The sequence below is a fragment of the Solimonas sp. SE-A11 genome, assembly GCF_030345715.1.
Lineage (GTDB): Bacteria > Pseudomonadota > Gammaproteobacteria > Nevskiales > Nevskiaceae > Solimonas_A.
Window position 1 is genome coordinate 1 of record NZ_JAUASX010000006.1, and the last position, 24,937, is coordinate 24,937.

Here is a 24,937-nt window from a genome sequence, read left to right on the forward strand (position 1 = left end):
CCGAACTTGTCCGAAGACACCTTCGTCAGAGCAGCCGTCGTCGTGGTCTTGCCGTGGTCAACGTGACCGATCGTGCCCACGTTCACGTGCGGCTTCTTGCGCTCGAATTTTTCCTTTGCCATTGCTCTTAACCCTAGAAAATGTCGTTACGGACTAGCGTTCGTGGTGTGAAACTTACTTCTTGTTCAGTGCTTCCAGGACATTGCGCGGAGCGTCCTGGTACTTCTTGAATTCCATCGTGTAGGTCGCACGGCCCTGGCTCATGGAGCGCAGCGAGGTCGAGTACCCGAACATTTCGGCCAGAGGAACCTCGGCGGAAACCACCTTGGCACCGAAGTTGTCTTCCATGCCCAGGATGACGCCGCGACGACGGTTGAGGTCGCCCATGACGTCGCCGGTGTAGTCTTCCGGGGTTTCCACTTCGACGCTCATGATCGGCTCGAGCAGGACCGGGCTGGCCTTCTGGCAGCCGTCCTTGAACGCCATGGACGCGGCGACACGGAACGCGATTTCGGACGAGTCGACTTCGTGGTACGAACCGTCGGTCAGCGAGATCTTGATGTCCACCACCGGGTAGCCGGCCAACACGCCCGTCTTGATCGCGTCGCGCAGGCCCTTGTCCACCGCCGGGATAAATTCCTTGGGGATGACGCCGCCCACGATCTCGTTGACGAACTCGTAGCCCTTGCCGGTCTCGTTCGGCTCGATCTTGAGCCAGACGTGGCCGAACTGGCCCTTGCCGCCGGACTGCTTGGCGTACTTGCCTTCCTGCTCGACGGCCTTGCGGATGGTCTCGCGGTAGGCAACCTGCGGAGCGCCGACATTGGCTTCCACGTTGTACTCGCGCTTCATGCGGTCAACGAGGATTTCCAGGTGCAGTTCGCCCATGCCGGACATGATGGTCTGGCCGGTTTCCTCGTCGGTCTTGACGCGGAAGGATGGATCTTCCTGGGCCAGACGGCCGAGGGCGATGCCCATCTTTTCCTGGTCGGCCTTGGTCTTCGGCTCGACAGCCTGGCTGATGACCGGCTCCGGGAACACCATGCGCTCGAGCACGACCGGCTTGTCCTGATCGGCCAGCGTGGTGCCGGTGTAGACATCCTTCAAGCCGACGCAGGCAGCGATATCGCCGGCGTGCACTTCGGTGATCGCCTGCTGCTCGTTGGCGTGCATCTGCACGAGGCGGCCGATACGCTCGGTCTTGCCATTGCGCGAGTTGTACACGGCATCGCCCTGCTTCAGCACGCCCGAGTAGACGCGGATGAAGGTCAGCGCGCCGACGTACTTGTCGGTCATGATCTTGAACGCCAGGGCCGAGAACGGCTCACTGTCCTGCGCCTTGCGCTCGATCAGCTTGTCGTAGTCCTCGACATCGTGCGCTTCCACCGACGGGACGTCGGTCGGTGCCGGCAGGTACTCGACGACGGCGTCGAGCATGGCCTGCACACCCTTGTTCTTGAAGGCCGAGCCGCAGAGCATCGGGAAGATCTCGAGGGCGAGCGTACGCTGGCGCAGCGCGAGCTTGAGCTCGGCCTCTTCCAGGTCGCCGTTCTCGAGGTACTTGTTCATCAGCTCTTCGCTGGCCTCGGCAGCCGCCTCGACCATGTTCTCACGCCACTTCTTGGCGGTCTCGACCAGGTCGGCGGGGATTTCGCCGTAGGTGAAGGTGACGCCCTTGTCGGCGTCGCTCCAGATGATGGCTTTCATCTTGACCAGATCGACCACGCCCTGGAACTTGTCCTCGGCGCCGATGGGGATCTGGATGGGCACCGGGTTGGCGCGGAGCTTTTCCTTGATCTGCTTGACGACCTTGAAGAAGTCAGCGCCGGTGCGGTCCATCTTGTTGACGAACGCGAGGCGCGGAACCTTGTACTTCGTGGCCTGGCGCCACACGGTCTCCGACTGCGGCTGCACGCCACCCACGGCGCAGTACAGCATGCAGGCGCCATCGAGCACGCGCATGGAACGCTCGACTTCGATGGTGAAGTCGACGTGGCCAGGGGTGTCGATGATGTTGATGCGATGCTGGTCGAACTGGTTGGCCATGCCTTTCCAGAACGTCGTGGTCGCAGCGGAGGTGATCGTGATGCCGCGCTCCTGCTCCTGCTCCATCCAGTCCATCGTCGCGGCGCCGTTATGCACCTCGCCGATCTTGTGGTTGACGCCGGTGTAGAACAGCACGCGCTCGGTGGTGGTGGTCTTGCCCGCGTCGATGTGCGCGGAGATACCGATGTTGCGATAACGCTCGATGGGCGTAGTGCGTGCCATGAGAAGCTCGGAGTTCCTAAAGGATGGGGGTCAGGCTTACCAGCGGAAGTGTGCGAAGGCCTTGTTGGCCTCGGCCATGCGGTGCGTGTCTTCGCGCTTCTTCACGGCGGCGCCACGGTGCTCGACGGCATCGATCAACTCGCCGGCCAGGCGGTCGACCATGCCCTTCTCGCCGCGGTTGCCGGCGGCGTCGAGGATCCAACGCATCGCCAGCGTGGTGCGGCGGGTGGCGCGCACTTCAACCGGGACCTGGTAGGTCGCGCCGCCGACGCGGCGGGACTTGACCTCGACCGTCGGGGCGACGTTGTCGAAGGCGTTCTGGATGAACTCGACGGGCTCGGTCACCTTCTTCTTGGCGATGACCTGGTCGATCGCACCGTAGACGATCTTCTCGGCCACGGCCTTCTTGCCGTCTTCCATCACCATGTTGATGAACTTGGACAGCATCTGGGACTTGTACTTCGGGTCGGGAAGAACCTTGCGGATTTCCGGCTTGCGACGACGCGACATATCTGATTCCTGTGTGGGTCTTCAGGAGCGGAGAATCCGCTCCTTACTCGGGCCTGAGCCCGTCTTTACTTCTTCTTGCCGGCCGCCGGAGCAGCACCGGCCTTGGGACGCTTGGCGCCGTACTTCGAACGGCTCTGGCGACGCTTGTCGATGCCAGCGCAGTCCAGGGTGCCGCGAACGGTGTGGTAGCGCACACCGGGAAGATCTTTCACACGGCCGCCGCGGATCATCACGACGGAGTGTTCCTGAAGGTTGTGACCTTCGCCGCCGATGTAGGAGATGACCTCGAACCCGTTGGTGAGGCGCACCTTGCAGACCTTACGGAGAGCCGAGTTCGGCTTCTTGGGGGTCGTGGTGTAGACGCGGGTGCAGACGCCGCGCTTCTGCGGCGAGCCCGTGAGCGCAGGCACTTTGGACTTGGTCTCCAGGGTGGAGCGGCCCTTGCGCACTAGCTGGTTGATCGTTGGCACGTTGGTACTTCCCGGCTTGACAAAGAAAAGACGGGCCACAGTCGGAGGCCCGTCGGGGAAAGGGGGCGCATCATAGACAGGCGGCCCTGCAGTGTCAACCCTTTAAGGGGAGTCAAAACAGGCACTTGTCAACACCGTGGGGAGCTTGTTGCGCGCCCTTTACGGCAATGCTGCGGTACTGGTTACAAACAGTTATATAAAGCAGTAAAGCTCAATCTTTAATCACGGACTGTCGCCTTGGGTTCCCTGCCCGGCTGACGGAAAAGCCCCGCGAGAAGCGGGGCTTTTCCGTGAAGCACGGCCGGAACCGGCCGGGTTTCAATCCTCTGAAGACTCTTCGTCCTCGGCGCCCGTACGGTCCGCCGTGCTGCCCTCGGCCTCTTCGTCTTCCATGGCCGCGCTGACGCGAGCGGCCAGGCGATCGCCGGCATTGGCCTCGAAGCTGCCGGTGCTGTTCAGCGCCGCCGCTTGGAGGTCGGCCAGCAGGCTGCCGCCACGCGCCTTGCGGCGCTGCTCGTGGTAGGCCAGGCCCGTACCGGCCGGGATCAGGCGGCCGACGATGACGTTCTCCTTCAGGCCGCGCAGCTCGTCGCGGGAACCGCGGACCGAGGCCTCGGTGAGGACGCGGGTGGTTTCCTGGAACGAAGCCGCCGAGATGAACGACTCGGTCGACAGCGAGGCCTTGGTGATGCCCAGCAGTTGGCGCTCGAAGTTGGACTGGCGGCCGCCGGTGCCGGTGACCTTCTTGTTCTCGGCCAGCACGTGGAAGATCTCGACCTGTTCGCCGGTGAGGAAGCGGGTGTCGCCCGTCTCCGTGATCTCCACCTTGCGCAGCATCTGGCGGATGATCGTCTCGATGTGCTTGTCGTTGATCTTCACGCCCTGCAGGCGGTAGACGTCCTGGATTTCCTTGACGAGGTAGTTCGCCAGCGCGGTGACGCCCTGCAGGCGCAGGATGTCATGCGGGCTCGGCTCGCCGTCGGAAATGATTTCGCCCTTTTCGACGAATTCACCTTCGAAGACGCGGATTTCCACCCACTTCGGCACCAGGATCTCGACTTCTTCGCCGTCGGCCTGGACGATCTTGATGCGCTGCTTGCCCTTGGTGCCCGGACCGAACTTGATGGTGCCGCTGGCCTCGGCCAGGACCGCCGGTTCCTTCGGCTTGCGGGCCTCGAACAGGTCGGCGACGCGCGGCAGACCACCGGTGATGTCGCGCGACTTGGAGGCTTCCTGCGGAATGCGGGCGATGACGCCGCCCACCGTGACCTCGTCGCCGTCCTCGACCGTGATGATCGCCTTCGGCGGCAGGGTGTAGGCCGCCGGGATGTCGGTGCCCGGGAAGCTCAGCTGCTTGCCCTTGACATCGACCAGCATGATGGTCGGCTTCATGTCCTTGCCCGCCGAACCACGCGACTTGGCGTCGGTGATGACCAGCGTGGCCATGCCCGTCAGCGGGTCGGTCTCGCGGGTCACCGTCATGCCTTCCTGGAAGTCCTGGAACTTCGCGAAGCCCGACAGCTCGGTGATGATCGGATGGGTGTGCGGATCCCACTTGGCCAGGCGCTGGCCGGCCTTGAGCTCCTCGCCGTCGCGCACCACGATGGTGGCGCCGTAGGGGATCTTGTAGCGCTCGCGCTCACGGCCCTGGGCATCGATCACGCCGATTTCACCGGAACGCGACACGGCCACCAGCAGGCCGTCCTTGTTGGTGACGGTCTTGATGTTGTGCAGGCGCGCGGTGCCGGCGGCACGCGCGTCCACGCCGTCCTTGGAGGCCGCACGGGAAGCGGCACCACCGACGTGGAAGGTACGCATGGTCAGCTGCGTGCCCGGTTCGCCGATCGACTGGGCGGCGATGACGCCGACCGCTTCGCCGATGTTGACGATGTGGCCACGGGCCAAGTCGCGGCCGTAGCACTTGCCGCAGACGCCGAAGGGCAGCTCGCAGGTGATCGGCGAACGGACCCAGACCTCGTCGACGCTGTTCTTTTCCAGCGTGTCGGCCCAGTGCTCGTCGATCATGGTGCCCTGCGGGATGACGACTTCATCGTCGCCGCCCGGCTTGTAGACATCGCGCAGCACCACTCGGCCCAGCACGCGGTCGCGCAACGGCTCGAGGATGTCGCCACCTTCCACGATCGGCATCATCAGCAGGCCATGCTCGGTGCCGCAGTCCTGGCCGGTGACGACCATGTCCTGCGCCACGTCCACCAGACGGCGGGTCAGGTAGCCCGAGTTGGCGGTCTTGAGCGCGGTATCCGCGAGACCCTTACGGGCACCGTGGGTGGAGATGAAGTACTGCAGGACGTTCAGACCCTCGCGGAAGTTCGCGGTGATCGGCGTCTCGATGATCGAGCCGTCCGGCTTGGCCATCAGGCCGCGCATGCCGGCCAGCTGGCGGATCTGCGCCTGGCTACCACGGGCGCCGGAGTCGGCCATCATGAACACGGAGTTGAACGACGGCTGCTTGGCGTCCTTGCCGTCGCGGGTCTTCACCGCTTCGCTGCCGATACGCACCATCATCGCCTTGGAGATGTCGTCGTTGGCGCGCGACCAGATGTCGATGACGCGGTTCTTGCGCTCGCCCTGGGTGGTCAGGCCCTGGTTGTACTCGGTGTCGACTTCCTTGACCTTGGTCTCGGCGGCTTCGAGGATGTGGGCCTTCTCTTCCGGCACGATGATGTCATCGAGGCAGAAGGAGATGCCGGCCTTGGTCGACATGCGGAAGCCCGTGTACATGATCTGGTCGGCGAACACGACCGTGTCCTTGGTGCCGGCCTTGCGGTACACGTAGTTGATGATGCGGCCGATTTCCTTCTTCGTCAGGGTCTTGTTGATGACCGAGAACGGGATGGTCTCCGGCAGGATGTCGGACAGCAGGGCGCGGCCCGTCGTCGTGTCGACGATGTGGGTGATCTTCTCGCCGGCCTCGGTGACGTCCTTCAGGCGGACCTTGATCTTGGCCTGCAGGTCGAGCTCGCCGTTCTCGTAGGCGCGATGCACTTCCGACACGTCGGACAGCACCATGCCCTCACCCTTGGCGTTGACGCGCTCACGCGACAGCCAGTACAGGCCGAGGATGACGTCCTGCGACGGCACGATGATCGGATCACCCGACGCCGGCGACAGGATGTTGTTGGTCGACATCATCAGCACGCGGGCTTCGATCTGCGCTTCGAGCGACAGCGGCACGTGCACGGCCATCTGGTCGCCGTCGAAGTCGGCGTTGAACGCCGTGCAGACCAGCGGGTGCAGGTTGATGGCCTTGCCTTCGATCAGGATCGGCTCGAAGGCCTGGATGCCCAGACGGTGCAGGGTCGGCGCGCGGTTCAGCAACACCGGGTGCTCCTTGATGCACTCTTCCAGCGCGTCCCAGACCACCGGCTCCTCGCGCTCCACCATCTTCTTCGCCGCCTTGATGGTGGTGGCGATGCCCAGGCGCTGCAGGCGGCTGAACACGAAGGGCTTGAACAGCTCGAGCGCCATCTTCTTCGGCAGGCCGCACTGGTGCAGCTTCAGCGTCGGGCCGACCACGATGACCGAACGGCCGGAGTAGTCGACGCGCTTGCCCAGGAGGTTCTGGCGGAAGCGGCCCTGCTTGCCCTTGATCATGTCGGCGAGCGACTTGAGCGGGCGCTTGTTGGTGCCGGTGATCGCACGGCCGCGGCGGCCGTTGTCGATCAGGGCGTCCACCGACTCCTGCAGCATGCGCTTTTCGTTACGGACGATGATGTCCGGTGCGGTCAGCTCGAGCAGGCGCTTGAGGCGGTTGTTGCGGTTGATGACGCGGCGGTACAGGTCGTTGAGGTCCGACGTCGCGAAGCGGCCGCCGTCCAGCGGCACCAGCGGACGCAGGTCCGGCGGCAGCACCGGCAGCACGGTCAGGATCATCCACTCCGGACGGTTGCCCGAGGAGATGAAGTATTCGATCAGCTTGAGGCGCTTGCCGAGCTTCTTGAGCTTGGTTTCCGACGTGGTGCCGGCCAACTCCTCGCGCAGGCGGATCGCTTCGCGCTGCAGATCGATGCCCTTGAGCAGGTCATGCACGGCCTCGGCACCCATGCGGGCGTCGAAGTCGTCGCCGTGCTGCTCGACGTTGTTGAGGTAGTCCTCTTCGGTCAGCAGCGTGCCCCGCTCCAGAGGAGTCAGGCCCGGATCGACGACGATGTGCGCTTCGAAGTACAGCACGCGCTCGATGGCGCGCAGCGGCATGTCCAGCAGCAGGCCGATACGGCTCGGCAGCGACTTCAGGAACCAGATATGGGCGACCGGCGAGGCCAGGTCGATGTGGCCCATGCGCTCACGGCGCACCTTGGTCACGGTGACTTCGACGCCGCACTTCTCGCAGACCACGCCACGGTGCTTCAGGCGCTTGTACTTGCCGCAGAGGCACTCGTAGTCCTTGATGGGCCCGAAGATCTTGGCGCAGAACAGGCCGTCGCGCTCCGGCTTGAAGGTGCGGTAGTTGATCGTTTCCGGCTTCTTGACCTCGCCGTACGACCAGGAACGGATCACCTCGGGCGACGACAGGCCGATCTTGATGGCGTCGAAGTCCTCGGCTTCCTCGGGGTTGCGGAGCAGATTGAACAGTTCTTTCATGGGTAACTCCTATATCTGTCCGGATGCCTTACTGGTTCTGTTCCAGCTCGATGTTCAGGCCGATCGAGCGGATTTCCTTGACCAGCACGTTGAACGACTCCGGCATGCCGGCGTGCATGCGGTGATCGCCGTCCACGATGGCCTTGTACATGCGGGTACGGCCGTTGGTGTCGTCGGACTTCACCGTCAGCATTTCCTGCAGCGTGTACGCGGCACCGTAGGCTTCCAGCGCCCAGACTTCCATTTCACCGAAGCGCTGGCCGCCGAACTGCGCCTTGCCACCCAGCGGCTGCTGGGTGACGAGCGAGTACGGGCCGGTCGAGCGGGCGTGCATCTTGTCGTCGACCAGGTGGTTCAGCTTCAGCATGTACATGTAGCCGACCGTGACCTGGCGTGAGAACTGCTCGCCGGTGCGTCCGTCGGTCAGGGTGGACTGGCCGTTGCGCGGCATGCCCGCCAGCTCCAGCATGTCCTTCAGCTCTTCTTCCGAGGCGCCGTCGAACACCGGGGTCGCCATCGGCACGCCGCCGACGAGGTTGCGCGCCAGGTTGACGATCTCCTCGTCCGAGAAGCTGTCGATCTCGACGGCCTGCACGCCCTTGCCGGTCGTGTTGTAGACCTTGTCGAGGAACTTGCGCAGCTCGGCCACGGCCTTCTGCTGCTTGAGCATCTCGTCGATTTTCTTGCCGATGCCCTTGGACGCCCAGCCCAGGTGAACCTCGAGCAGCTGGCCGATGTTCATGCGCGAAGGCACGCCCAGCGGGTTCAGCACGATGTCGACCGGGGTGCCGTCATCCATGTGCGGCATGTCCTCGACCGGCACGATCTGCGAGATCACGCCCTTGTTGCCGTGGCGGCCGGCCATCTTGTCACCCGGCTGGATGCGACGCTTCACGGCCAGGTAGACCTTGACCATCTTCAGCACGCCCGGGGACAGCTCGTCGCCGGCGGTGATCTTGCGCTTCTTGTTCTCGTAGCGCTTGTCGAACTCCGAGCGCATGTCCTTGAGCTGCTTGGCGGCGCCTTCCAGCTGGTTCTGGACCTCGTCCTCCTGCAGGCGGATCTCGAACCACTTGTCGCGCTCGATGCCGTCCAGGTAGGCCGCAGTGACCTTCTCGCCCTTCTTCAGCTTGTTGGGACCGCCGTCGGCGGTCTTGTTCAGCAGGATCTTGCGCAGACGATCGTAGATGTCGTCCTCGAAGATGCGCTGCTGGTCGTTCAGGTCCTTGCGCACGGAAGCCAGCTCGGCCTCCTCGATCGCCAGGGCGCGCTTGTCCTTCTTGACACCCTCGCGGGTGAAGACGCGCACGTCGATCACGGTGCCGTCCATGCCGGCCGGCACGCGCAGCGAGGTGTCCTTCACGTCGCTGGCCTTCTCGCCGAAGATCGCGCGCAGCAGCTTCTCTTCCGGCGTCAGCTGGGTCTCGCCCTTGGGGGTGACCTTGCCGCACAGCAGGTCGCCGGCCTTGACCTCGGCGCCGATGTAGACGATGCCGGCTTCATCCAGCTTGCGCAGGGCGGCTTCGTTGACGTTCGGGATGTCGGCGGTGATTTCCTCGGGCCCCAGCTTGGTTTCGCGGGCGACGCAGGTCAGCTCTTCGATGTGGATCGTGGTGAAGCGATCTTCCTCGACGACGCGCTCCGAGATCAGGATCGAGTCCTCGAAGTTGTAGCCGTTCCAGGGCATGAACGCGATCAGCATGTTCTGGCCCAGCGCCAGCTCGCCCAGGTCGGTCGAGGGACCGTCGGCGATCACGTCACCGCGGGCGACGACGTCACCCGGCTTCACGATCGGCTTCTGGTTGATGCAGGTGTTCTGGTTGGAGCGGACGTACTTGACGAAGTTGTAGATGTCTACGCCCGCTTCGCCGGCGATGGTCTCGTCGTCGTTCACGCGGATCACCACGCGGCCGGCGTCGACCTTCTCGACCAGGCCCCCACGGCGCGCCTGGATGGCGTTGCCGGAGTCGACAGCCACGCGGCGCTCGATGCCGGTGCCGACCAGCGGCTTGTCGGCGCGCAGCGTCGGGACAGCCTGGCGCTGCATGTTCGAGCCCATCAGGGCGCGGTTGGCGTCGTCGTGCTCCAGGAACGGGATCAGCGCGGCGGCGACCGACACGATCTGGCGCGGCGACACGTCCATGTACTGGACCTTGTCCGGTGCCATCATGGTGAATTCGTTCTGGAAGCGCACCGATACCAGCTCGGCGGAGAACTGGTTCTTGGCGTTGAGCTCCGAGTTCGCCTGGGCGATGACGTAGCGGCCTTCTTCGATCGCCGACAGGTATTCGACCTGGTCGGTGACCTTGCCGTCCACCACCTTGCGGTAGGCGGTCTCGAGGAAGCCGTACTCGTTGGTGCGGGCGTAGCAGGCCAGCGAGTTGATCAGGCCGATGTTCGGGCCTTCAGGGGTTTCGATCGGGCAGACGCGACCGTAGTGGGTCGGGTGCACGTCGCGGACTTCGAAGCCGGCGCGCTCGCGCGTCAGGCCGCCCGGGCCGAGGGCGGACACGCGACGCTTGTGCGTGACCTCCGACAGCGGGTTGTTCTGGTCCATGAACTGCGACAGCTGCGACGAACCGAAGAACTCCTTGATCGCGGCCGAAACGGGCTTGGCGTTGATCAGGTCCTGCGGCGTCAGGTTCTCGGCCTCGGCCAGCGCCAGGCGCTCGCGCACGGCGCGCTCGACGCGCACCAGGCCGGTGCGGAAGACGTTCTCGGTCATCTCGCCCACCGCACGGATGCGGCGGTTGCCGAGGTGGTCGATATCGTCGGTCTGCTGCTCGCCGTTGCGGATGGCGATGATCTCGCGCACCACGTCGACGATGTCGGACTTGTCCTTGCCGAACTGCGCGGCCAGCTTCTTGGCGTTTTCGTCGTTGAGCTTGGCGAACAGCTCGCCGTCATAGACCACGCCCGGGCCTTCGACGGTGTCACGGCGCAGGCGGCGGTTGAACTTCATGCGGCCCACGGCCGACAGGTCGTACTTCTCGGGCGAGAAGAACATGCCGTGGAACAGGGCCTCGGCCGCTTCCTTGGTCGGCGGCTCGCCGGGGCGCATCATGCGGTAGATCTCGACCAGGGCTTCCAGCTTGGTCTTGGTCGGATCGATGTTCAGCGTGGTGGAGATGTACGGACCCTTGTCCACGTCGTTGACGTAGAGGGCCGGGATCTCCTTGACGCCGGCTGCGCGCAGCTTGGGCAGCAGCTGCTCGGTGATCTCGGTGTTGGCCGCGGCCAGCACTTCGCCCGAGCTGCCGTCCACCAGGTCACGCGCGATGATCTTGCCAACCAGGTAGCTGTCGGGCACGGACAGGCGCTTCAGGCCAGCCTCGGCGATCATCTTGATGTGGCGAGCGGTGATCAGCTTGCTCTCTTCGACCAGCGTCTTGCCGTCGGCGACGATGTCGAACTGGGCCTTCTCGCCCTTCAGGCGTTCCGGGATCAGGTCAAGGCTGGCGCCCTCCTTCTCCATGCGGAAGGTGTTCTGCTCGTGGAACAGCGCGAGCATCTGCTCGTTGTTGTAGCCCAGTGCACGCAGCACGATGGTGACCGGCAGCTTGCGGCGGCGGTCGATACGGGCGAACAGGTTGTCCTTCGGGTCGAACTCGAAATCCAGCCAGGAACCGCGGTACGGAATGATGCGGGCGGAGTAGAGCAGCTTGCCCGAGCTGTGGGTCTTGCCCTTGTCGTGATCGAAGAACACGCCGGGCGAACGGTGCAGCTGCGACACCACGACGCGCTCGGTGCCATTGATGATGAAAGTACCGTGGCCGGTCATGAGCGGAACTTCGCCCAGGTAGACCTCCTGCTCTCGCACGTCCTTGACCTTGCGCTCCTTGGACTCGCGATCGAAGATCACCAGGCGCACCGTCACCTTCAGCGGCGCGGCATAGGTCATGCCGCGCACGCGGCACTCCTTCTCTTCGAACACCGGCTCGTCGAGACGGTACTTCACGAACTCCAGGGCGGCGGCGTTGTTGTAGCTCACCATCGGGAACACGGAGCGGAACGAAGCCTGCAGACCCGCGTCACGGCGGCGGGCAGGCTGGATCTCGGCCTGCAGGAAATCCCTGTAGGAGTCGATCTGCGTCGCCAGCAGGTACGGGATTTCCAGCGTTTCCTTCAGCTTGCTGAAGTCCTTGCGGATGCGCTTTTTCTCGGTGAACGAGTAGGCCATCGGAACCCTCATCAGTCTTTGCGCCAAAAAGGCGCGATTACAAACAAAACTTCAAACTCAAACGGCTGACGTCTTTGTCAGGCGTTTGAATTCGCGCTACAGCCGCCCTGTCGGGCGTGAAACCGAAAATGGCAAGAGGCCGGGCGCTTTCGCGCCCAGCCCTTGCCTTGTCACTTCGAAGAAACAGTCGAAGCCAATGACGCGGTCGATTACTTGAGGTCGACCTTGCCGCCGGCTTCTTCCAGCTTCTTCTTCATGTCGTCGGCGGTCTTCTTGTCGACGCCTTCCTTCACGGTCTGGGGCGCGCCCTCGACCAGGTCCTTGGCTTCCTTCAGGCCCAGGCCGGTCAGCTCGCGCACGACCTTGATGACGCCAACCTTCTTGGCGGCATCGATCGAGGCCAGGACGACCGTGAACTCGGTCTTCTCTTCAACAGCGGCGGCCGGAGCAGCGGCGCCCGGAGCGGCAGCAACGGCCACCGGGGCAGCGGCGGTCACGCCGAACTTGTCTTCGATCATCTTGACCAGGTCAACCAGATCCAGAACGGTCAGGTTGGCAATGCCGTCAAGAATTTCTTCTTTCGTAGCCATTTGTGAAACTCCAAAAAATGTTTAAGTGTGAAAAGCCGAAACTTGTGAAAGCGAACTAGGCTGCCTGCTTGGAGTCAGCCACGGCCTTGACGGCACGGGCGACCTTCGCGGCGGGCTCTGCCAGGGTGGCGGCGAGCTTGGTAACCGGCGCCAGGAGCGTACCGGCCAGAATGGCCAGTGCCTGCTCGCGGGTCGGCATGGACGCCAGACGTTCGATGTCCTTGGCCCCGTACAGGGTGCCGCCGACTGCAACCGCCTTGACGACAAGCTTGTCGTTTTCCTTGGCGAAATCCCTGATCACGCGACCCACCGCACCCGGATCCTCGAGCGAGAAACCGAGCACCAGCGGACCCGTCAGCGCGGGCGCAAGGCACGCGAATTCGGTGCCTTCCACGGCGCGGGCAGCCAGCGTGTTCTTCACCACGTGCAGATAGACGCCGTTTTCACGGGCCTTCGTGCGCAGGATGTCGAACTTGCCGGCCGTCAGGCCGCGGTATTCCGCCGCAACGGCGGAGTAGGCGCGCTTGGCGACTTCGTTCACTTCCGCAACCAGGGCCTTCTTGTCTTCCAGCTTGAGTGCCATCAGAACTCCTGGTTACTTCCGATAAGACCCTTCCCTTGCGGGTCAGGCCACCATTGTTCGGTGCTCACGCACCGTCTGCGTATGCGGCCTTGCGGCCTTTAACATCCCCGGCTGACTTCTCCGGTTCCTACATACGGTCTTTGACGGCGTGGCTTTCACACCACGCTACCAAATCTCTTTGCGGGAATCGGGGGTGGAGAATCGGGAATCGTTAAAGCAGTGCTTCTACGATTCCCAATTCCCGATTCCCTATTCCCGGCTGTTCATTCCGGCAGGGTCGAAACGTCGACGCGCACGCCGGGACCCATCGTCGTCGACAGGGTCACCTTCTTGATGTACAGGCCCTTGGACGTTGCCGGCTTGGCGCGGCGCACGTCACGCACGACGGCGATCAGGTTGTCCTTGATCTTGTCGGCGTCGAAGCTGGCGGAGCCGATCGAGCAGTGCAGGATGCCGGCCTTGTCGGTACGGAACTTGGACATACCAGCCTTGGCGTTCTTCACCGCGCCGGCGACATCCGGGGTGACCGTGCCGGTCTTCGGGTTCGGCATCAGGCCGCGAGGACCGAGCACCTGGCCCAGGCCGCCGACGATGCGCATGGCGGCGGGTTCGGCGATCACGACCTGGTAGCCCAGGTCGCCTTCCTTCATCTTGGCGGCCAGGTCTTCCATGCCCACGGCGTCGGCGCCGGCGGCCTTGGCTTCCTCGGCCTTGGCGCCCTGCGCGAACACGGCGACGCGGACCGACTTGCCGCTGCCGTGCGGCAGCACGGTGGAGCCACGGACGTTCTGGTCGGACTTCTTGGCATCAACGCCCAGGTTGATGGACACGTCCACCGATTCCTTGAACTTGGCGGTGGCGCACTGCTTGATCAGCTCGATAGCCTGCTCGAGCGAGTAGTGCTTGCCCTGCTCGACCTTGCCGGCCAGGGCCTTTTCCTTCTTGGTGATCTTCGCCATGGCTTACTTCTCCACCACGTCGATGCCCATGGAACGGGCGGAACCGGCGATCAGGCGCATTGCGGCGTCCATGCTGCCGGCATTCAGGTCAGGCATCTTGATCTTGGCGATCTCTTCGACCTGCTTCTTGGTGATCTTGCCCACCTTCTTGGTGTGCGGGGTCGGCGAACCGGACTCGATGCCGGCGGCCTTCTTGATCAGCACCGTGGCCGGAGCCGTCTTGGTGATGAACGTGAAGCTCTTGTCCGAGTAGACCGTGATCACGACCGGAGTCGGGATACCCGGCTCCAGCTTCTGCGTCGCTGCGTTGAACTCCTTGCAGAACGCCATGATGTTGACGCCGTTCTGGCCCAGCGCGGGACCGACCGGCGGCGCCGGGTTGGCCTTGCCTGCAGGGATCTGCAGCTTGATGTAGGCCGTTACTTTCTTAGCCATGCATTACTCCTGATGGGTACGAACGCCTTGCGGCTCCCCGTTTAAAAACAGATAGTGGTTGGTAGATAGTAGATAGTTGAAAAAGCGGGGCTTTTACTATCTACAGACTACTATCTACTATCTGACTTGATCAGGCCTTCTCGACCTGACTGAACTCCAATTCCACAGGGGTCGAACGTCCAAAGATCAGCACTGCGACGCGCAGGCGGTTCTTGTCGTAGTTGACCTCTTCGACCACGCCCTGGAAGTCCGCGAACGGGCCCTCCTTGACGCGGATCGCCTCGCCCGGCTCGAACAGCGTCTTGGGACGCGGCTTCTCGACGGACTCGGTGACGCGATTGAGGATCTTCTCGGCTTCCTTGTCGGAAATCGGCGCCGGACGGTCCGGCGTGCCGCCGATGAAACCCATCACCTTGGGGGTGTTCTTCACCAGGTGCCAGGTGTCTTCGTTCATTTCCATCTGAACGAGCACGTAGCCCGGGAAGAACTTGCGCTCCGTAGTGCGCTTGACGCCATCCTTGATCTCGACGACCTCTTCGGTCGGGACGAGGATGTCGCCGAACTGGTCCTGCAAGCCCTGGCGCGCGATGCGCTCCTTGAGGGCCCGCATGACGGAATTCTCATACTGCGAATAGGCGTGAACCACGTACCAGCGCATGGTCATCTCAGGACCCTCGGCCGGTCAGCTTTTCGACGCCCCACAGCAGGGCGGAGTCCAGCCCCCAGAGCAGCACGGCCATGATCAGCACGACGACGGCGATCATCAGCGTGGCCTGGATGCTCTCCTGGCGGCTCGGCCAGACGACCTTGCGCAGTTCGGTGCGGGCGCCGGTCACGTAGCCCCAGAGCGCCTTGCCCGAAGCCGACTGGTAGGCCACGAACAGGCCGGCAGCCAGGCCAGCGAGCATTGCCAGCCAGCGGACCAGCAGGGGCTTTTCCGCAAAGTAGTAGAACGCGAACATGCCGCCGAGCAGCAGGGCCACGGCAGCAATCAGCAGCAGCGTATCCTTGTGAGAGGAAACGGCTTGTTGTTCAGTGGTCTGGGTATCCATGAACCCTGGTCAACTCGTCAGTCACACGGTGCTTTCACGCTGGGTATGGCAGGGCGAGAGGGTTTCGAACCCCCAACCTGCGGTTTTGGAGACCGCCGCTCTACCAGTTGAGCTATCGCCCTACGTTATCTACCGCGGAAAGCCAAAAAGGGGCGCGGATTCTATGCGAATCCGCGCCCGCCTGTCAAAACACTGACGATTTAGGCCAGGATCTTGGTGACGACGCCGGCGCCGACGGTACGACCGCCCTCGCGAATGGCGAAGCGAACACCCTCTTCCATGGCGATCGGGTTGATCAGCTCAACCAGCATCTGCACGTTGTCGCCCGGCATCACCATCTCCTGCTCGAACGTGATCGAGCCGGTGACGTCGGTCGTGCGGAAGTAGAACTGCGGACGGTAGCCCTTGAAGAACGGGGTGTGACGGCCGCCCTCTTCCTTCGTCAGGACGTAAACCTCGCCATTGAACTTGGCGTGCGGCTTGATCGTGCCCGGCTTGCACAGCACCTGGCCGCGCTCGACGTCTTCCTTCTTCGTGCCGCGCAGCAGCAGGCCCACGTTGTCGCCCGCCTGGCCCTGGTCCAGCAGCTTGCGGAACATCTCGACGCCCGTGACGATGGTCTTCTGGGTGTCGCGGATGCCGACGATCTCGACTTCTTCGCCAACCTTCACCACGCCACGCTCGATACGGCCGGTCACCACCGTGCCGCGGCCCGAGATGGAGAACACGTCTTCCACCGGCAGCAGGAACGGCTTGTCGGTCTCACGCTCCGGCTCCGGGATCCAGGTGTCCAGGGCGGCATACAGCTCCTCGAGCTTGGCAACCCACTCGGCGTCGCCCTGGATGGCCTTGACGGCCGCGCCACGGATCACCGGGGTGTTGTCGCCGTCGAAACCGTACTTGCTCAGCAGGTCGCGCACTTCCATCTCGACCAGGTCGAGCAGCTCGGCGTCATCGACCAGGTCGCACTTGTTCAGCCAGACCACGATCTTCGGGACGTTGACCTGCTTGGCCAGCAGGACGTGCTCGCGGGTCTGCGGCATCGGGCCGTCGGTGGCCGATACGACCAGGATCGCGCCGTCCATCTGCGCGGCGCCCGTGATCATGTTCTTGACGTAGTCCGCGTGGCCCGGGCAGTCAACGTGCGCGTAGTGGCGGTTCGCGGTTTCGTATTCGACGTGGCTGGTGGCGATCGTCAGAATCTTCGTCGCGTCGCGACGGCCCTGGCTCTCGGATGCCTTGGCAACCTGGTCGTACGGCACGTACGTGCCGCCGAACTTGTCCGAAGACACCTTCGTCAGAGCAGCCGTCGTCGTGGTCTTGCCGTGGTCAACGTGACCGATCGTGCCCACGTTCACGTGCGGCTTCTTGCGCTCGAATTTTTCCTTTGCCATCGAAGTCTCCGGGATTACCGTGTTTTAAGTGAAAATAGCCTGATCGTGGTCCCGTCTGACGGGTTTCCATCTGCGCCAAAACCCGCCATAGCCTCTCGGCCGGCGGGGAAAAAACTCTCGGGACCCGCAACGCGAATCCCTGGAATTTGGTGCCCACGAAAGGAATCGAACCTTCGACCTCACCCTTACCAAGGGTGTGCTCTACCGACTGAGCTACGTGGGCAAATCTTGATCTACAGCAACCGCGGTGCTGGAGCGGGAGACGGGAATCGAACCCGCGCTATCGGCTTGGAAGGCCGAAGTTCTACCATTGAACTACTCCCGCCAGGCAGACCCGCACCGCTAAATCTGGTGGAGAGAGGTGGATTCGAACCACCGTAGGCGTAAGCCAGCAGATTTACAGTCTGCCCTCGTTGGCCGCTTGAGTATCTCTCCGCCGTTCCCCGGAGGCTTTCGCCCTTGGAGAGCCGCGTATTCTCTTCGCGGTGCTGCGGCGCGTCAATAGAAATTTGTGTGACAACAGCAAAATAGTTGCCATCCGTGGCCGGGCGTTGGGCGCGGCCCTGTTTCCGGACCGCCCCGTCAGGTGCCCCGGGGCTTCGCCCGCCGGGTCGGAGCCGCTTCGAGGGGGTCGTCGGGCCAGGGATGGCGCGGATAGCAGCCCTTCATGTCTTTCCTGACGTCGGCATAGCTGCCGGCCCAGAAGCCGGCTAGGTCCGGCGTGATCGCCACCGGTCGCTGTCCGGGCGACAGCAGTTCCAGCACCACGCCGGTGCGGCCGTCATTGATGGTGGGCGTCCGGGCGCAGCCGAACATCTCCTGCAGGCGCACCGACAGCAGCGGCTTTTCCGGCGGGCGGTACTCCAGGCGGATGTTCGAACCGGTGGGGACTTCCATGTGGGTGGGCGCCAGCCGCGCCAGCTTCTGCTGCTGCGCGTAGTCGAAGCTGGCGTTGAGGATTTCCATCAGGTCCAGGCGCGCCAGGTGGTCGCGGCGGGTGACACCATCCAGGAAAGGTCCCAGCCAGGTTTCCAGGCTGGCCAGCAGGCCCTCGTCGGAAACATCCGGCCAGTCCTCTTCCGGCCGCCATTGGCGCAGCGACAGGACCCGCGCCTGCCACTGGCGGGAGGCCTCGCTCCACGGCAGCGCCTGCAGCCCCAGGCCACGGATGCCCTCGATCATGGCGGCGCGGATCGGCTCGGCCGCCCCGGCGCCGCGCAGCATGCGCCGCTCCAGCACGATGGCGCCCAGTCGCTTTTGGGTCTCGGAGATCACCGCCCCGGTCTGGGCGTCCCAGCGGCAGTCCTGCAGTTCAACGATGCGTTCGGCCTGGTCGCGCAGCAGGTCTTCCTCACTCAGTGCCGCTGCCAGGCGGATCTTGCGGGGCGGGCCCGGATCCCAGTGGGCGATCGCCAGCCACTCCGAGGCGGCCAGGGGGTCGCGCTCGCCGATGCGGGCCTCGCCGCCGTCCTCGCAGAGGTAGACGCCGTGCTGGCTGCCGCGGCGGCGCGCGATACGCTCGGGATAGGCCCAGCTGACCAGGCGGGCGATGTCACGGTCGTCGGCCTGAGCCTGCTCGGGGGCGTCGATCTGCCGCGCCATCTGCCGCGCCGAGTCGCGCACGCGGCGCAGGGCACTGGGATCGGCGGCGCGGCCCTGCAGGTAGGCCTGCACGCCGGCGGCCAGGTCCCCTGCCCCGCCGTCACGCTCTTCCAGGGCCGCCGCAGTCCAGGCCGCCAGGGCGCCGAGGCCGCGGGCTTTCGCCACCATCAGCAACTGCGCCCGGCGCGGCGCGGCCGGCAGCCGCGCCAGGCCGCGGCCGTGAGCGGTGATGCGGCCCTGGGCGTCCACCGCGCCCAATTCGCGCAGCAGGTCGCGGGCATAGGTCCAGCTGGCCGCGGCCGGCGGATCGAGGAAGCCGAGCTGCGAGGGATCGGAGACGCCCCAGGACGCCAGCTCCAGGGCGAAGCGCGACAGGTCGGCGGCGAGGATTTCCGGCGTGTCGTGGGCCGCCAGCGAGGCCTGCTGGTCACGGTTCCACAGGCGGTAGCAGCTGCCGGGGCCAAGACGGCCGGCGCGGCCGGCGCGCTGGTCAGCGGAGGCGCGCGAGACGCGCTGGGTCTCCAGGCGGTTGGCGCCGGCACCGAGATCGAAGCGCGCCACGCGCACCAGGCCGCCGTCCACCACGGTGGTCACGCCCTCCACGGTCAGGCTGGTCTGGGCGATGTTGGTGGCCAGGATGATCTTGCGGCGGCCGTCTCGATCGGGCTGCAGCGCCGCGTCCTGCTCGGCAGAAGACAGCTCGCCATATAGAGGATAGACGGCCGCCTGGGTCCGCGCCTCCAGCCGCCGCTGCGCACCGCGGATCTCGCGCGCGCCGGGCAGGAAGGCCAGCACGTCGCCGGCGGTCTCGGTCAGAGCCGTCAGCACGCCCTGCGCCACCGCCTCGCCATGGTCGGCGTCGGCGCGCTGCGGGAGGTACTTGATGTCCACCGGGTAGAGCTGGCCGCCACTCTGCACCACCGGTGCCTCGTCCATCAGGCGCGCCACGCGCTGCGTGTCCAGCGTGGCCGACATCACCAGCAGGCGCAGCTCGGGGTTGAGGTTGGCGCGCACGTCCAGGCTCAGCGCCAGCGCCAGGTCGGCATCCAGGCTGCGCTCGTGGAACTCGTCGAAGATCAGCAGGCCCACGCCGGGCAGTTCCGGATCTGCCTGCAGGCGCCGCGCCAGCAAGCCCTCGGTCACGACCTCAATGCGCGTGGCCGCGGAAACCTTGCGCTCGAAGCGGATCTGGTAGCCCACGGTCTGGCCTACCGGCTCGCCCAGCAGCTGCGCCATGCGCGCCGCGGCGGCGCGCGCTGCCACGCGGCGCGGCTCCAGCATGACGATGCGCTGCCCGCGCAGCCAGGGTTCGTCCAGCAGTTCCAGCGGCACCAGGGTGGTCTTGCCGGAGCCCGGCGGTGCGGCCAGCACGGCGCGGCCGCCATCGGCCAGGGCGGCGCGCAACGCCGGCAGGGCCTCACGGACGGGCAGATCGGGCAGTAGTCGTTTCATCTCAAGAAGCTCTTTTGCCACGGAATGACACGGACAAGCACGGATCAAGACGAGCGGCAGGCGACCGCGGCCCACCCGTCCGTGTTCTTCCGTGTTCTTCCGTGGCCAAGGCTTTTTTCTTCACAGGGTCCGCAGGTATTCGGCGCGGCGCTGCAGCCTGGCTACCCAGTTCGGGTTCAGGCCCGGCGTGGCGGCCAGGCGCAGCAGGGCCTCGGGCGCGGGGCGATGCTCGGCCTGGGTGGCCCAGAACTCGCGCAGGGAGATCGCATCGGCGTTGCGCTGCAGCAGCTGCAGGCTGTCGCCGGCCTGGGCGTGGCCCGGCTGCAGCACGCGGTAGTACCAGCCGGCGATGCCCTGCTGCGCGATCCAGATGGCGATGCCCTCCAGACCGTGGCGAGCGTCGATCTTCCAGCAGGGGCTGCGCGGCTGCGACAGCTGCAGGCGCACCGAACCGAAGGTGAAGACGTCGCCGATGCAGACTCCGGCCTCATCGGCACCCTCGGTCGACAGGTTCTCGCCCAGCCCGCCGGCGACGAAGCCGGCCGCCTGCTCGGGGAACTGCGCCGCCAGCCGGCGGTGATTCTCCAGCGGGAAGTGATGCACGGCCTTCTCGGGGCCGCCGTGCACGCGGCGATCGGCCTGGGCGTCGATCCGCAGGCCCTCGGGGCCGATCTCCACCGGGCCGGCGACGGGCTCCTTGAAGATGCCGGTGGGCCGGCCGTCATCCGGCATGGGGCGCACCGAACCGGCAAATACATGGGAGACGAGCAGCTGCATCTGCGCATTTTCGCGGATTCAGCGAAAATTGGGCATGAAATTTTCCGGTACCCCCCTGTGAGCGAGATCGAACTCCACCGCAAGCTGCTGGGCGATGCGCCGCGCAACGCCGCCTTCCAGGCGGCGCTGAGGCAGCTGATCGTGCCGGGCAAGACCACCGTGGCCGACATCGGCGCCGGCACCGGATTCCTCAGCTTCCTGGCGCGGCGCCTGGGCGCCGCGCACTGCACGCTGATCGAGTACAGCGGCATGCTGGAACTGGCGCAGAAGCTGGCCCGGCAGAACGGCATTGACCAGCTCAGCTTCGTGCGCGGGCACTCGGCGGAGATCCGCAAGCCGCCGAAGGTGGACGTGGTGGTGTCGGAGACGCTGGGCAACTTCGCGCTGGAGGAGGGCCTGCTGGAGACGCTGATCGACGCGCGCCGCTACCTCAAGCCCCAGGGCCGCGTGCTGCCGGAGCGCCTGCGCCAGTTCGCCGCGCCAGTGACGGCGCCGCGCCTGCAGCAGGAGATCGATATCTGGCCGCAGGTCGGCTACGAGCTGGATCTCTCCGCCGCGCGCACGGTGTCGCTCAACAACATGTACGTGAAGACCGTGCTGCCTGCCGACCTCGGCGCCCGCGACACCGGCCAGCTCTGGGACGACCTGGACCTGCGGCCCCAGGCCAAGGCCACCGACAGCCGCCGCAACGCGACGCTGCGCTGGAAGGCCGTCGACCTGCCCGCGGCACGCGTGGAGGGCCTCGCGCTGTGGTGGGTCTGCGAGCTGCTGCCCGGCATCGACCTCTCCACCTCGCCGTTCGCACCAGCCACGCACTGGGACCAGATCTACCTGCCGCTGCTGTCGCCGCTGGAGCTGGCCCCGGACGACCAACTGGAACTGACGCTGAGCTGCGATACGCGCCCCGACGTGGGCGTGCGGCTGGGCTGGAAGACGCGGCAGCTGCGCGGCGGCAAGGTCGTGGCCGAGCAGGTGCAGGACAGTTTCAGGGGGCGGGTGGAGGTCTAGGCCTGCGGGAGCCGGCTTGCCGGCGACTGGAGCCTAGCGGTCGCCAGCAGGCGTGCTCCTACATCACGACGTCAGCGCTTCCAGCCGCATCAGATACGCCATCGCCTCGTCGCGCGAACCGCCGCACATCTCCGCGCTCGGCTTGAGCCCGCCACAGACCGCCGGGCGGCGCGGATCGCCGAAGATCGCGCAGCGCAGGTCGTCCATGAGCTGCACGCAGCGCACTCCCGCCGGCTTGCCCTGCGGCATGCCGGGGATCGGCGAGGAGATCGAGGGCGCGGTGCAGCAGGCCCCGCAACCCGAACGGCAAGTCATTGACGACACTTGGTGAAATGGCCCTTTTGGCTTAGCCTTGGCGGTGCTGGAATTTTATCACCCCGCGCGGCTCCCCCCATGAACAGCATTCTCTCGGACCTCGTCGGCCTGCTCGACCTGGAAACCATCGAACAGAACATCTACCGCGGCCAGTCCCGTGACCTGGGCGGCAAGAGCGTGTTCGGCGGCCAGGTCATCGGCCAGGCCCTGGTGGCGGCCAACCGCACGGTGGAGCACCAAGTACCGCATTCGCTGCATGCCTACTTCCTGCGTCCCGGCGACATGGCCCAGCCGATCGTCTACGAGGTGGAACGGGTGCGCGACGGCCGCAGCTTCAGCACGCGCCGCGTCCACGCCATCCAGCACGGCCAGCCGATCCTGGCGCTGATCGCCTCGTTCCAGAAGGAAGAAGGCGGCCTGGACCACCAGGCGCAGATGCCGCAGGTGACTCCGCCGGAGGAACTGCCGACGCTGCTGGAATGCGCCGAGGAATGGCTTCGCCAGGCCCCGGATGTCGGCGAGCGCACGCGCAACACCCTGCTGCGCAAGGTGCCGATCGAGTTCAAGCCGGTGCATCCCTGGAATCCGCTGGTGGTGGAGAAGCGCGAGCCGGTGCAGCACATCTGGTTCCGCGCGGCCGGCCGCCTGCCCGACGATCCGCTGCTGCACCGCTGCGTGCTGGCCTACGCGTCGGACTTCAATTTCCTGTCGACGGCGTTGCTGCCGCACGGCATGGGCTGGTTCCGAAAGGACATGGTCGTGGCCAGCATCGACCATGCGCTGTGGTTCCACCGCGATGTGCGCGTGGACGACTGGCTGCTGTACTCGATGGACTCGCCCTCGGCGCAGGCGGCACGCGGCTTCTCGCGTGGGCTGATCTTCGACCGCCAGGGCCGCCTCGTGGCCAGCGCCACGCAGGAAAGCCTGATGCGCGTGGTCGACACGCCCGCCGCGCCATAGAACAACAACCAGATACGGAGATCCCCATGCGCTTCCTGATCGGCCTGCTCGTGGTACTGGCCCTGCTCGCCGGCGGCCTGTTCGCCCTGGACCGCTATTTCCCCGAGCAGGCGACGCGCTGGGGCATGGCGCTGGAGCGCTCGCAGGCCAAGCTGGAAGCCAGGACGCTGAAGATCCCGGGCTTCGAGATTGCCTACCTCGAAGGCGGCAGCGGCGAGCCGCTGGTGCTGGTGCACGGCATCGGCGCCGACAAGGACAACTTCACCCGCGCCGCGCGCTGGCTGACGCCGCACTACCGCGTGATCGCCATCGACCTGCCCGGCTTCGGCGAGAGCTCCAAGCCCGAACAGGCCGACTACGGCATTCCCGCCCAGGTGGAACGCCTGGACGAGATCATGGAGGCGCTGGCACTGCCGCGCGCGCACTTCGGCGGCAGCTCGATGGGCGGCTGGATCGTGGCGAGCTACGCAGGCAAGTACCCGGACAAGGCCGCCAGCCTGTGGTTGCTGGGAGCGGCCGGCACCGACGGCGGCAAGCGCACCGAGGTACGCCAGGCCTACGACCGCGGCGAATACCTGCTGTTCTCGCAGAAGCCGGAGGACTTCGAGAAGGTGCTCGACTTCGTGATGGTGCAGCGCCCCTTCATCCCCGGCAGCGTGCGGCACGTGCTGGCGGAGCAGGCCGTGGCCAACTACACGCTGCACACGCGCATCTTCCGCAACCTGATCGAGCACTGGGGCGAGTACGCCGTCAACGACAAGATCAAGGACCTGCCGGTACCGGCGCTGATCGTATTCGGCGATGGCGACCGCGCGGTGGATCCGGGCGATGGCCTGATCTGGAAGCAGCTGCTGCCCAACTCGCAGCTGGAAATGATGCAGGGCATCGGCCACCTGCCGATGATGGAAGCGCCGCAAGTGGTGGCGGAGCGGTACGTGAAGTTCCGCGAGGGACTGCCGAAGTAGGGGCTGCAAGCTTCAAGAAAACGGTATTGCCATCCATGGCCGCCCGCGTGCCGTCGCAGGCGATGCCATTCAGGCATCGCCAAAGCGCGACGTCACGCCCAATTCCCGGCCATCTTCTCCAGGCCTCCACGGTAGTAGTCGAAGCGACGCGCCAGGTCCTGGAACACGGGCCTGAGCCCGAGCTGTTCCGCTATGCGATGTCTCGAGGCCGTGGCGTAGTAGCCACGCCCCATCTTGCAGTAGTAGCCGAGATCCACCGGCCGCCGCTTGTAGCGGTAGCGGTGGTCGATCCACGGCCGGCAGATGCCGGCCAGCCACAGGGCGTAGTTGCCGATGTGCGACTGCACGTAGAAGCCACGCTCCGGCCCCGCCTGCGCCGCCTCCTGCACCAGGTCCACGAGGTAATGGTAGCTCTGCTCCTCGTCGGCCTGCACGCGGCAGACACGCTCGCTGCGCACGAACAGCCCCAGCAGGTTGGACAGATAGTGCACCGAGCGCCGTGTGTCGGCATTGCGAGCGTCGGGCAATGAACGCCGCAGCAGCACGTTGAAGTAGAGCTTCGGCGATATCTCCAGCCAGCGCAGCTGGCGGTCGCGGATGGCGGCGTGGACGTAGTCGCTCTCCAGCAGCGACTCCAGCGTGGTCGGACGCTCCAGCGCCAGTCGCACGGCCTCCTCCAGGTCCACGCCGGGCACCGGGAAGTGCTCGAACAGGAACCTCAGGTCCTTTTCCTCGAAAGCCGGCGGACCCAGCCGGGCGAAATCGGGCATCTGCATCGTCATATCAACCTCCCTGACGCCTACCAAGCCTTTTCT

General features: G+C 65.2%; 20 protein-coding genes and 4 tRNA genes. 3 read left to right on the forward strand and 21 right to left on the reverse strand.

The genetic code is table 11. From position 1 onward, the window contains the following. From QT386_RS08490 to QT386_RS08580, 19 genes are all read right to left on the reverse strand, one after another. On the reverse strand, nucleotides 1-122 hold a 122-nt coding region (locus QT386_RS08490; protein WP_289273508.1), incomplete at its 3' end, for a GTP-binding protein. A gap of 52 nt (nucleotides 123-174) precedes the next feature. Then, nucleotides 175-2,268: an elongation factor G gene (gene fusA / locus QT386_RS08495; protein ID WP_289273322.1), complete on the reverse strand. Its 2,094-nt coding sequence runs from the start codon at nucleotides 2,266-2,268 to the stop codon at nucleotides 175-177. A 36-nt stretch (nucleotides 2,269-2,304) separates the two neighbouring features. Continuing rightward, nucleotides 2,305-2,778: a 30S ribosomal protein S7 gene (gene rpsG, locus QT386_RS08500; protein WP_289273323.1), complete on the reverse strand. Its 474-nt coding sequence runs from the start codon at nucleotides 2,776-2,778 to the stop codon at nucleotides 2,305-2,307. A 65-nt stretch (nucleotides 2,779-2,843) separates the two neighbouring features. Next, entirely contained in the window at nucleotides 2,844-3,248 is a 405-nt protein-coding gene (rpsL, locus tag QT386_RS08505; RefSeq protein ID WP_104232428.1) for a 30S ribosomal protein S12, read from the reverse strand. Between the two features lie 318 nt (nucleotides 3,249-3,566). Further along, the gene (gene rpoC / locus QT386_RS08510; RefSeq protein WP_289273324.1) at nucleotides 3,567-7,850 is read right to left on the reverse strand and encodes a DNA-directed RNA polymerase subunit beta'; all 4,284 of its coding nucleotides are present in this window, start codon (nucleotides 7,848-7,850) and stop codon (nucleotides 3,567-3,569) included. A 28-nt stretch (nucleotides 7,851-7,878) separates the two neighbouring features. Then, nucleotides 7,879-12,030, reverse strand: coding sequence for a DNA-directed RNA polymerase subunit beta (gene rpoB / locus QT386_RS08515; protein WP_289273325.1), 4,152 nt, complete (start codon nucleotides 12,028-12,030; stop codon nucleotides 7,879-7,881). A 209-nt stretch (nucleotides 12,031-12,239) separates the two neighbouring features. After that, entirely contained in the window at nucleotides 12,240-12,620 is a 381-nt protein-coding gene (gene rplL, locus QT386_RS08520) for a 50S ribosomal protein L7/L12 (RefSeq protein ID WP_289273326.1), read from the reverse strand. Nucleotides 12,621-12,675: 55 nt separating this feature from the next. Next, a complete protein-coding gene (rplJ, locus tag QT386_RS08525) occupies nucleotides 12,676-13,203 on the reverse strand; it encodes a 50S ribosomal protein L10 (protein WP_289273327.1) in 528 nt (175 codons plus the stop codon). A gap of 263 nt (nucleotides 13,204-13,466) precedes the next feature. Further along, a complete protein-coding gene (gene rplA / locus QT386_RS08530) occupies nucleotides 13,467-14,162 on the reverse strand; it encodes a 50S ribosomal protein L1 (protein ID WP_289273328.1) in 696 nt (231 codons plus the stop codon). 3 nt (nucleotides 14,163-14,165) lie between these two features. Continuing rightward, nucleotides 14,166-14,597, reverse strand: coding sequence for a 50S ribosomal protein L11 (gene rplK, locus QT386_RS08535; RefSeq protein WP_104232422.1), 432 nt, complete (start codon nucleotides 14,595-14,597; stop codon nucleotides 14,166-14,168). A gap of 130 nt (nucleotides 14,598-14,727) precedes the next feature. Next, nucleotides 14,728-15,261: a transcription termination/antitermination protein NusG gene (gene nusG / locus QT386_RS08540; RefSeq protein WP_104232421.1), complete on the reverse strand. Its 534-nt coding sequence runs from the start codon at nucleotides 15,259-15,261 to the stop codon at nucleotides 14,728-14,730. A gap of 1 nt (nucleotide 15,262) precedes the next feature. Beyond that, nucleotides 15,263-15,649 carry a preprotein translocase subunit SecE gene (gene secE, locus QT386_RS08545; RefSeq protein ID WP_289273329.1) on the reverse strand — a complete coding sequence of 129 codons (387 nt, stop codon included), beginning with the start codon at nucleotides 15,647-15,649 and terminating at the stop codon, nucleotides 15,263-15,265. 46 nt (nucleotides 15,650-15,695) lie between these two features. Continuing rightward, nucleotides 15,696-15,771 (reverse strand) — tRNA-Trp (locus QT386_RS08550). A 78-nt stretch (nucleotides 15,772-15,849) separates the two neighbouring features. After that, on the reverse strand, nucleotides 15,850-17,043 hold the full coding sequence (tuf, locus tag QT386_RS08555; RefSeq protein ID WP_289273330.1) for an elongation factor Tu: 1,194 nt from the start codon (nucleotides 17,041-17,043) through the stop codon (nucleotides 15,850-15,852). A 147-nt stretch (nucleotides 17,044-17,190) separates the two neighbouring features. Beyond that, nucleotides 17,191-17,266: transfer RNA gene (locus QT386_RS08560), tRNA-Thr, on the reverse strand. A gap of 28 nt (nucleotides 17,267-17,294) precedes the next feature. Continuing rightward, a tRNA-Gly gene (locus QT386_RS08565) sits at nucleotides 17,295-17,368 on the reverse strand. A gap of 24 nt (nucleotides 17,369-17,392) precedes the next feature. Next, nucleotides 17,393-17,478: transfer RNA gene (locus QT386_RS08570), tRNA-Tyr, on the reverse strand. A 147-nt stretch (nucleotides 17,479-17,625) separates the two neighbouring features. Next, a complete protein-coding gene (gene hrpB / locus QT386_RS08575; protein WP_289273331.1) occupies nucleotides 17,626-20,097 on the reverse strand; it encodes an ATP-dependent helicase HrpB in 2,472 nt (823 codons plus the stop codon). Between the two features lie 120 nt (nucleotides 20,098-20,217). Then, nucleotides 20,218-20,874, reverse strand: a complete 657-nt coding sequence (locus QT386_RS08580; protein WP_289273332.1) for an MOSC domain-containing protein — start codon at nucleotides 20,872-20,874, stop codon at nucleotides 20,218-20,220. Nucleotides 20,875-20,931: 57 nt separating this feature from the next. On the opposite strand from QT386_RS08580, the gene QT386_RS08585 reads away from it, so the two are divergent. Beyond that, entirely contained in the window at nucleotides 20,932-21,882 is a 951-nt protein-coding gene (locus QT386_RS08585; protein ID WP_289273333.1) for a class I SAM-dependent methyltransferase, read from the forward strand. A 63-nt stretch (nucleotides 21,883-21,945) separates the two neighbouring features. Here the strand turns inward: QT386_RS08585 and QT386_RS08590 are convergent, their stop codons facing one another. After that, the gene (locus tag QT386_RS08590; protein WP_289273334.1) at nucleotides 21,946-22,197 is read right to left on the reverse strand and encodes a YkgJ family cysteine cluster protein; all 252 of its coding nucleotides are present in this window, start codon (nucleotides 22,195-22,197) and stop codon (nucleotides 21,946-21,948) included. A gap of 78 nt (nucleotides 22,198-22,275) precedes the next feature. On the opposite strand from QT386_RS08590, the gene tesB reads away from it, so the two are divergent. Further along, on the forward strand, nucleotides 22,276-23,157 hold the full coding sequence (tesB, locus tag QT386_RS08595) for an acyl-CoA thioesterase II (protein WP_289273335.1): 882 nt from the start codon (nucleotides 22,276-22,278) through the stop codon (nucleotides 23,155-23,157). A gap of 26 nt (nucleotides 23,158-23,183) precedes the next feature. After that, entirely contained in the window at nucleotides 23,184-24,122 is a 939-nt protein-coding gene (locus tag QT386_RS08600; protein WP_289273336.1) for an alpha/beta fold hydrolase, read from the forward strand. Between the two features lie 92 nt (nucleotides 24,123-24,214). On the opposite strand, the gene QT386_RS08605 is transcribed toward QT386_RS08600, so the two are convergent. Beyond that, nucleotides 24,215-24,904 (reverse strand): hypothetical protein, encoded by a 690-nt coding sequence (locus tag QT386_RS08605; protein WP_289273337.1) that lies wholly within the window; start codon nucleotides 24,902-24,904, stop codon nucleotides 24,215-24,217. Between the last annotated feature and the right edge of the window lie 33 nt (nucleotides 24,905-24,937).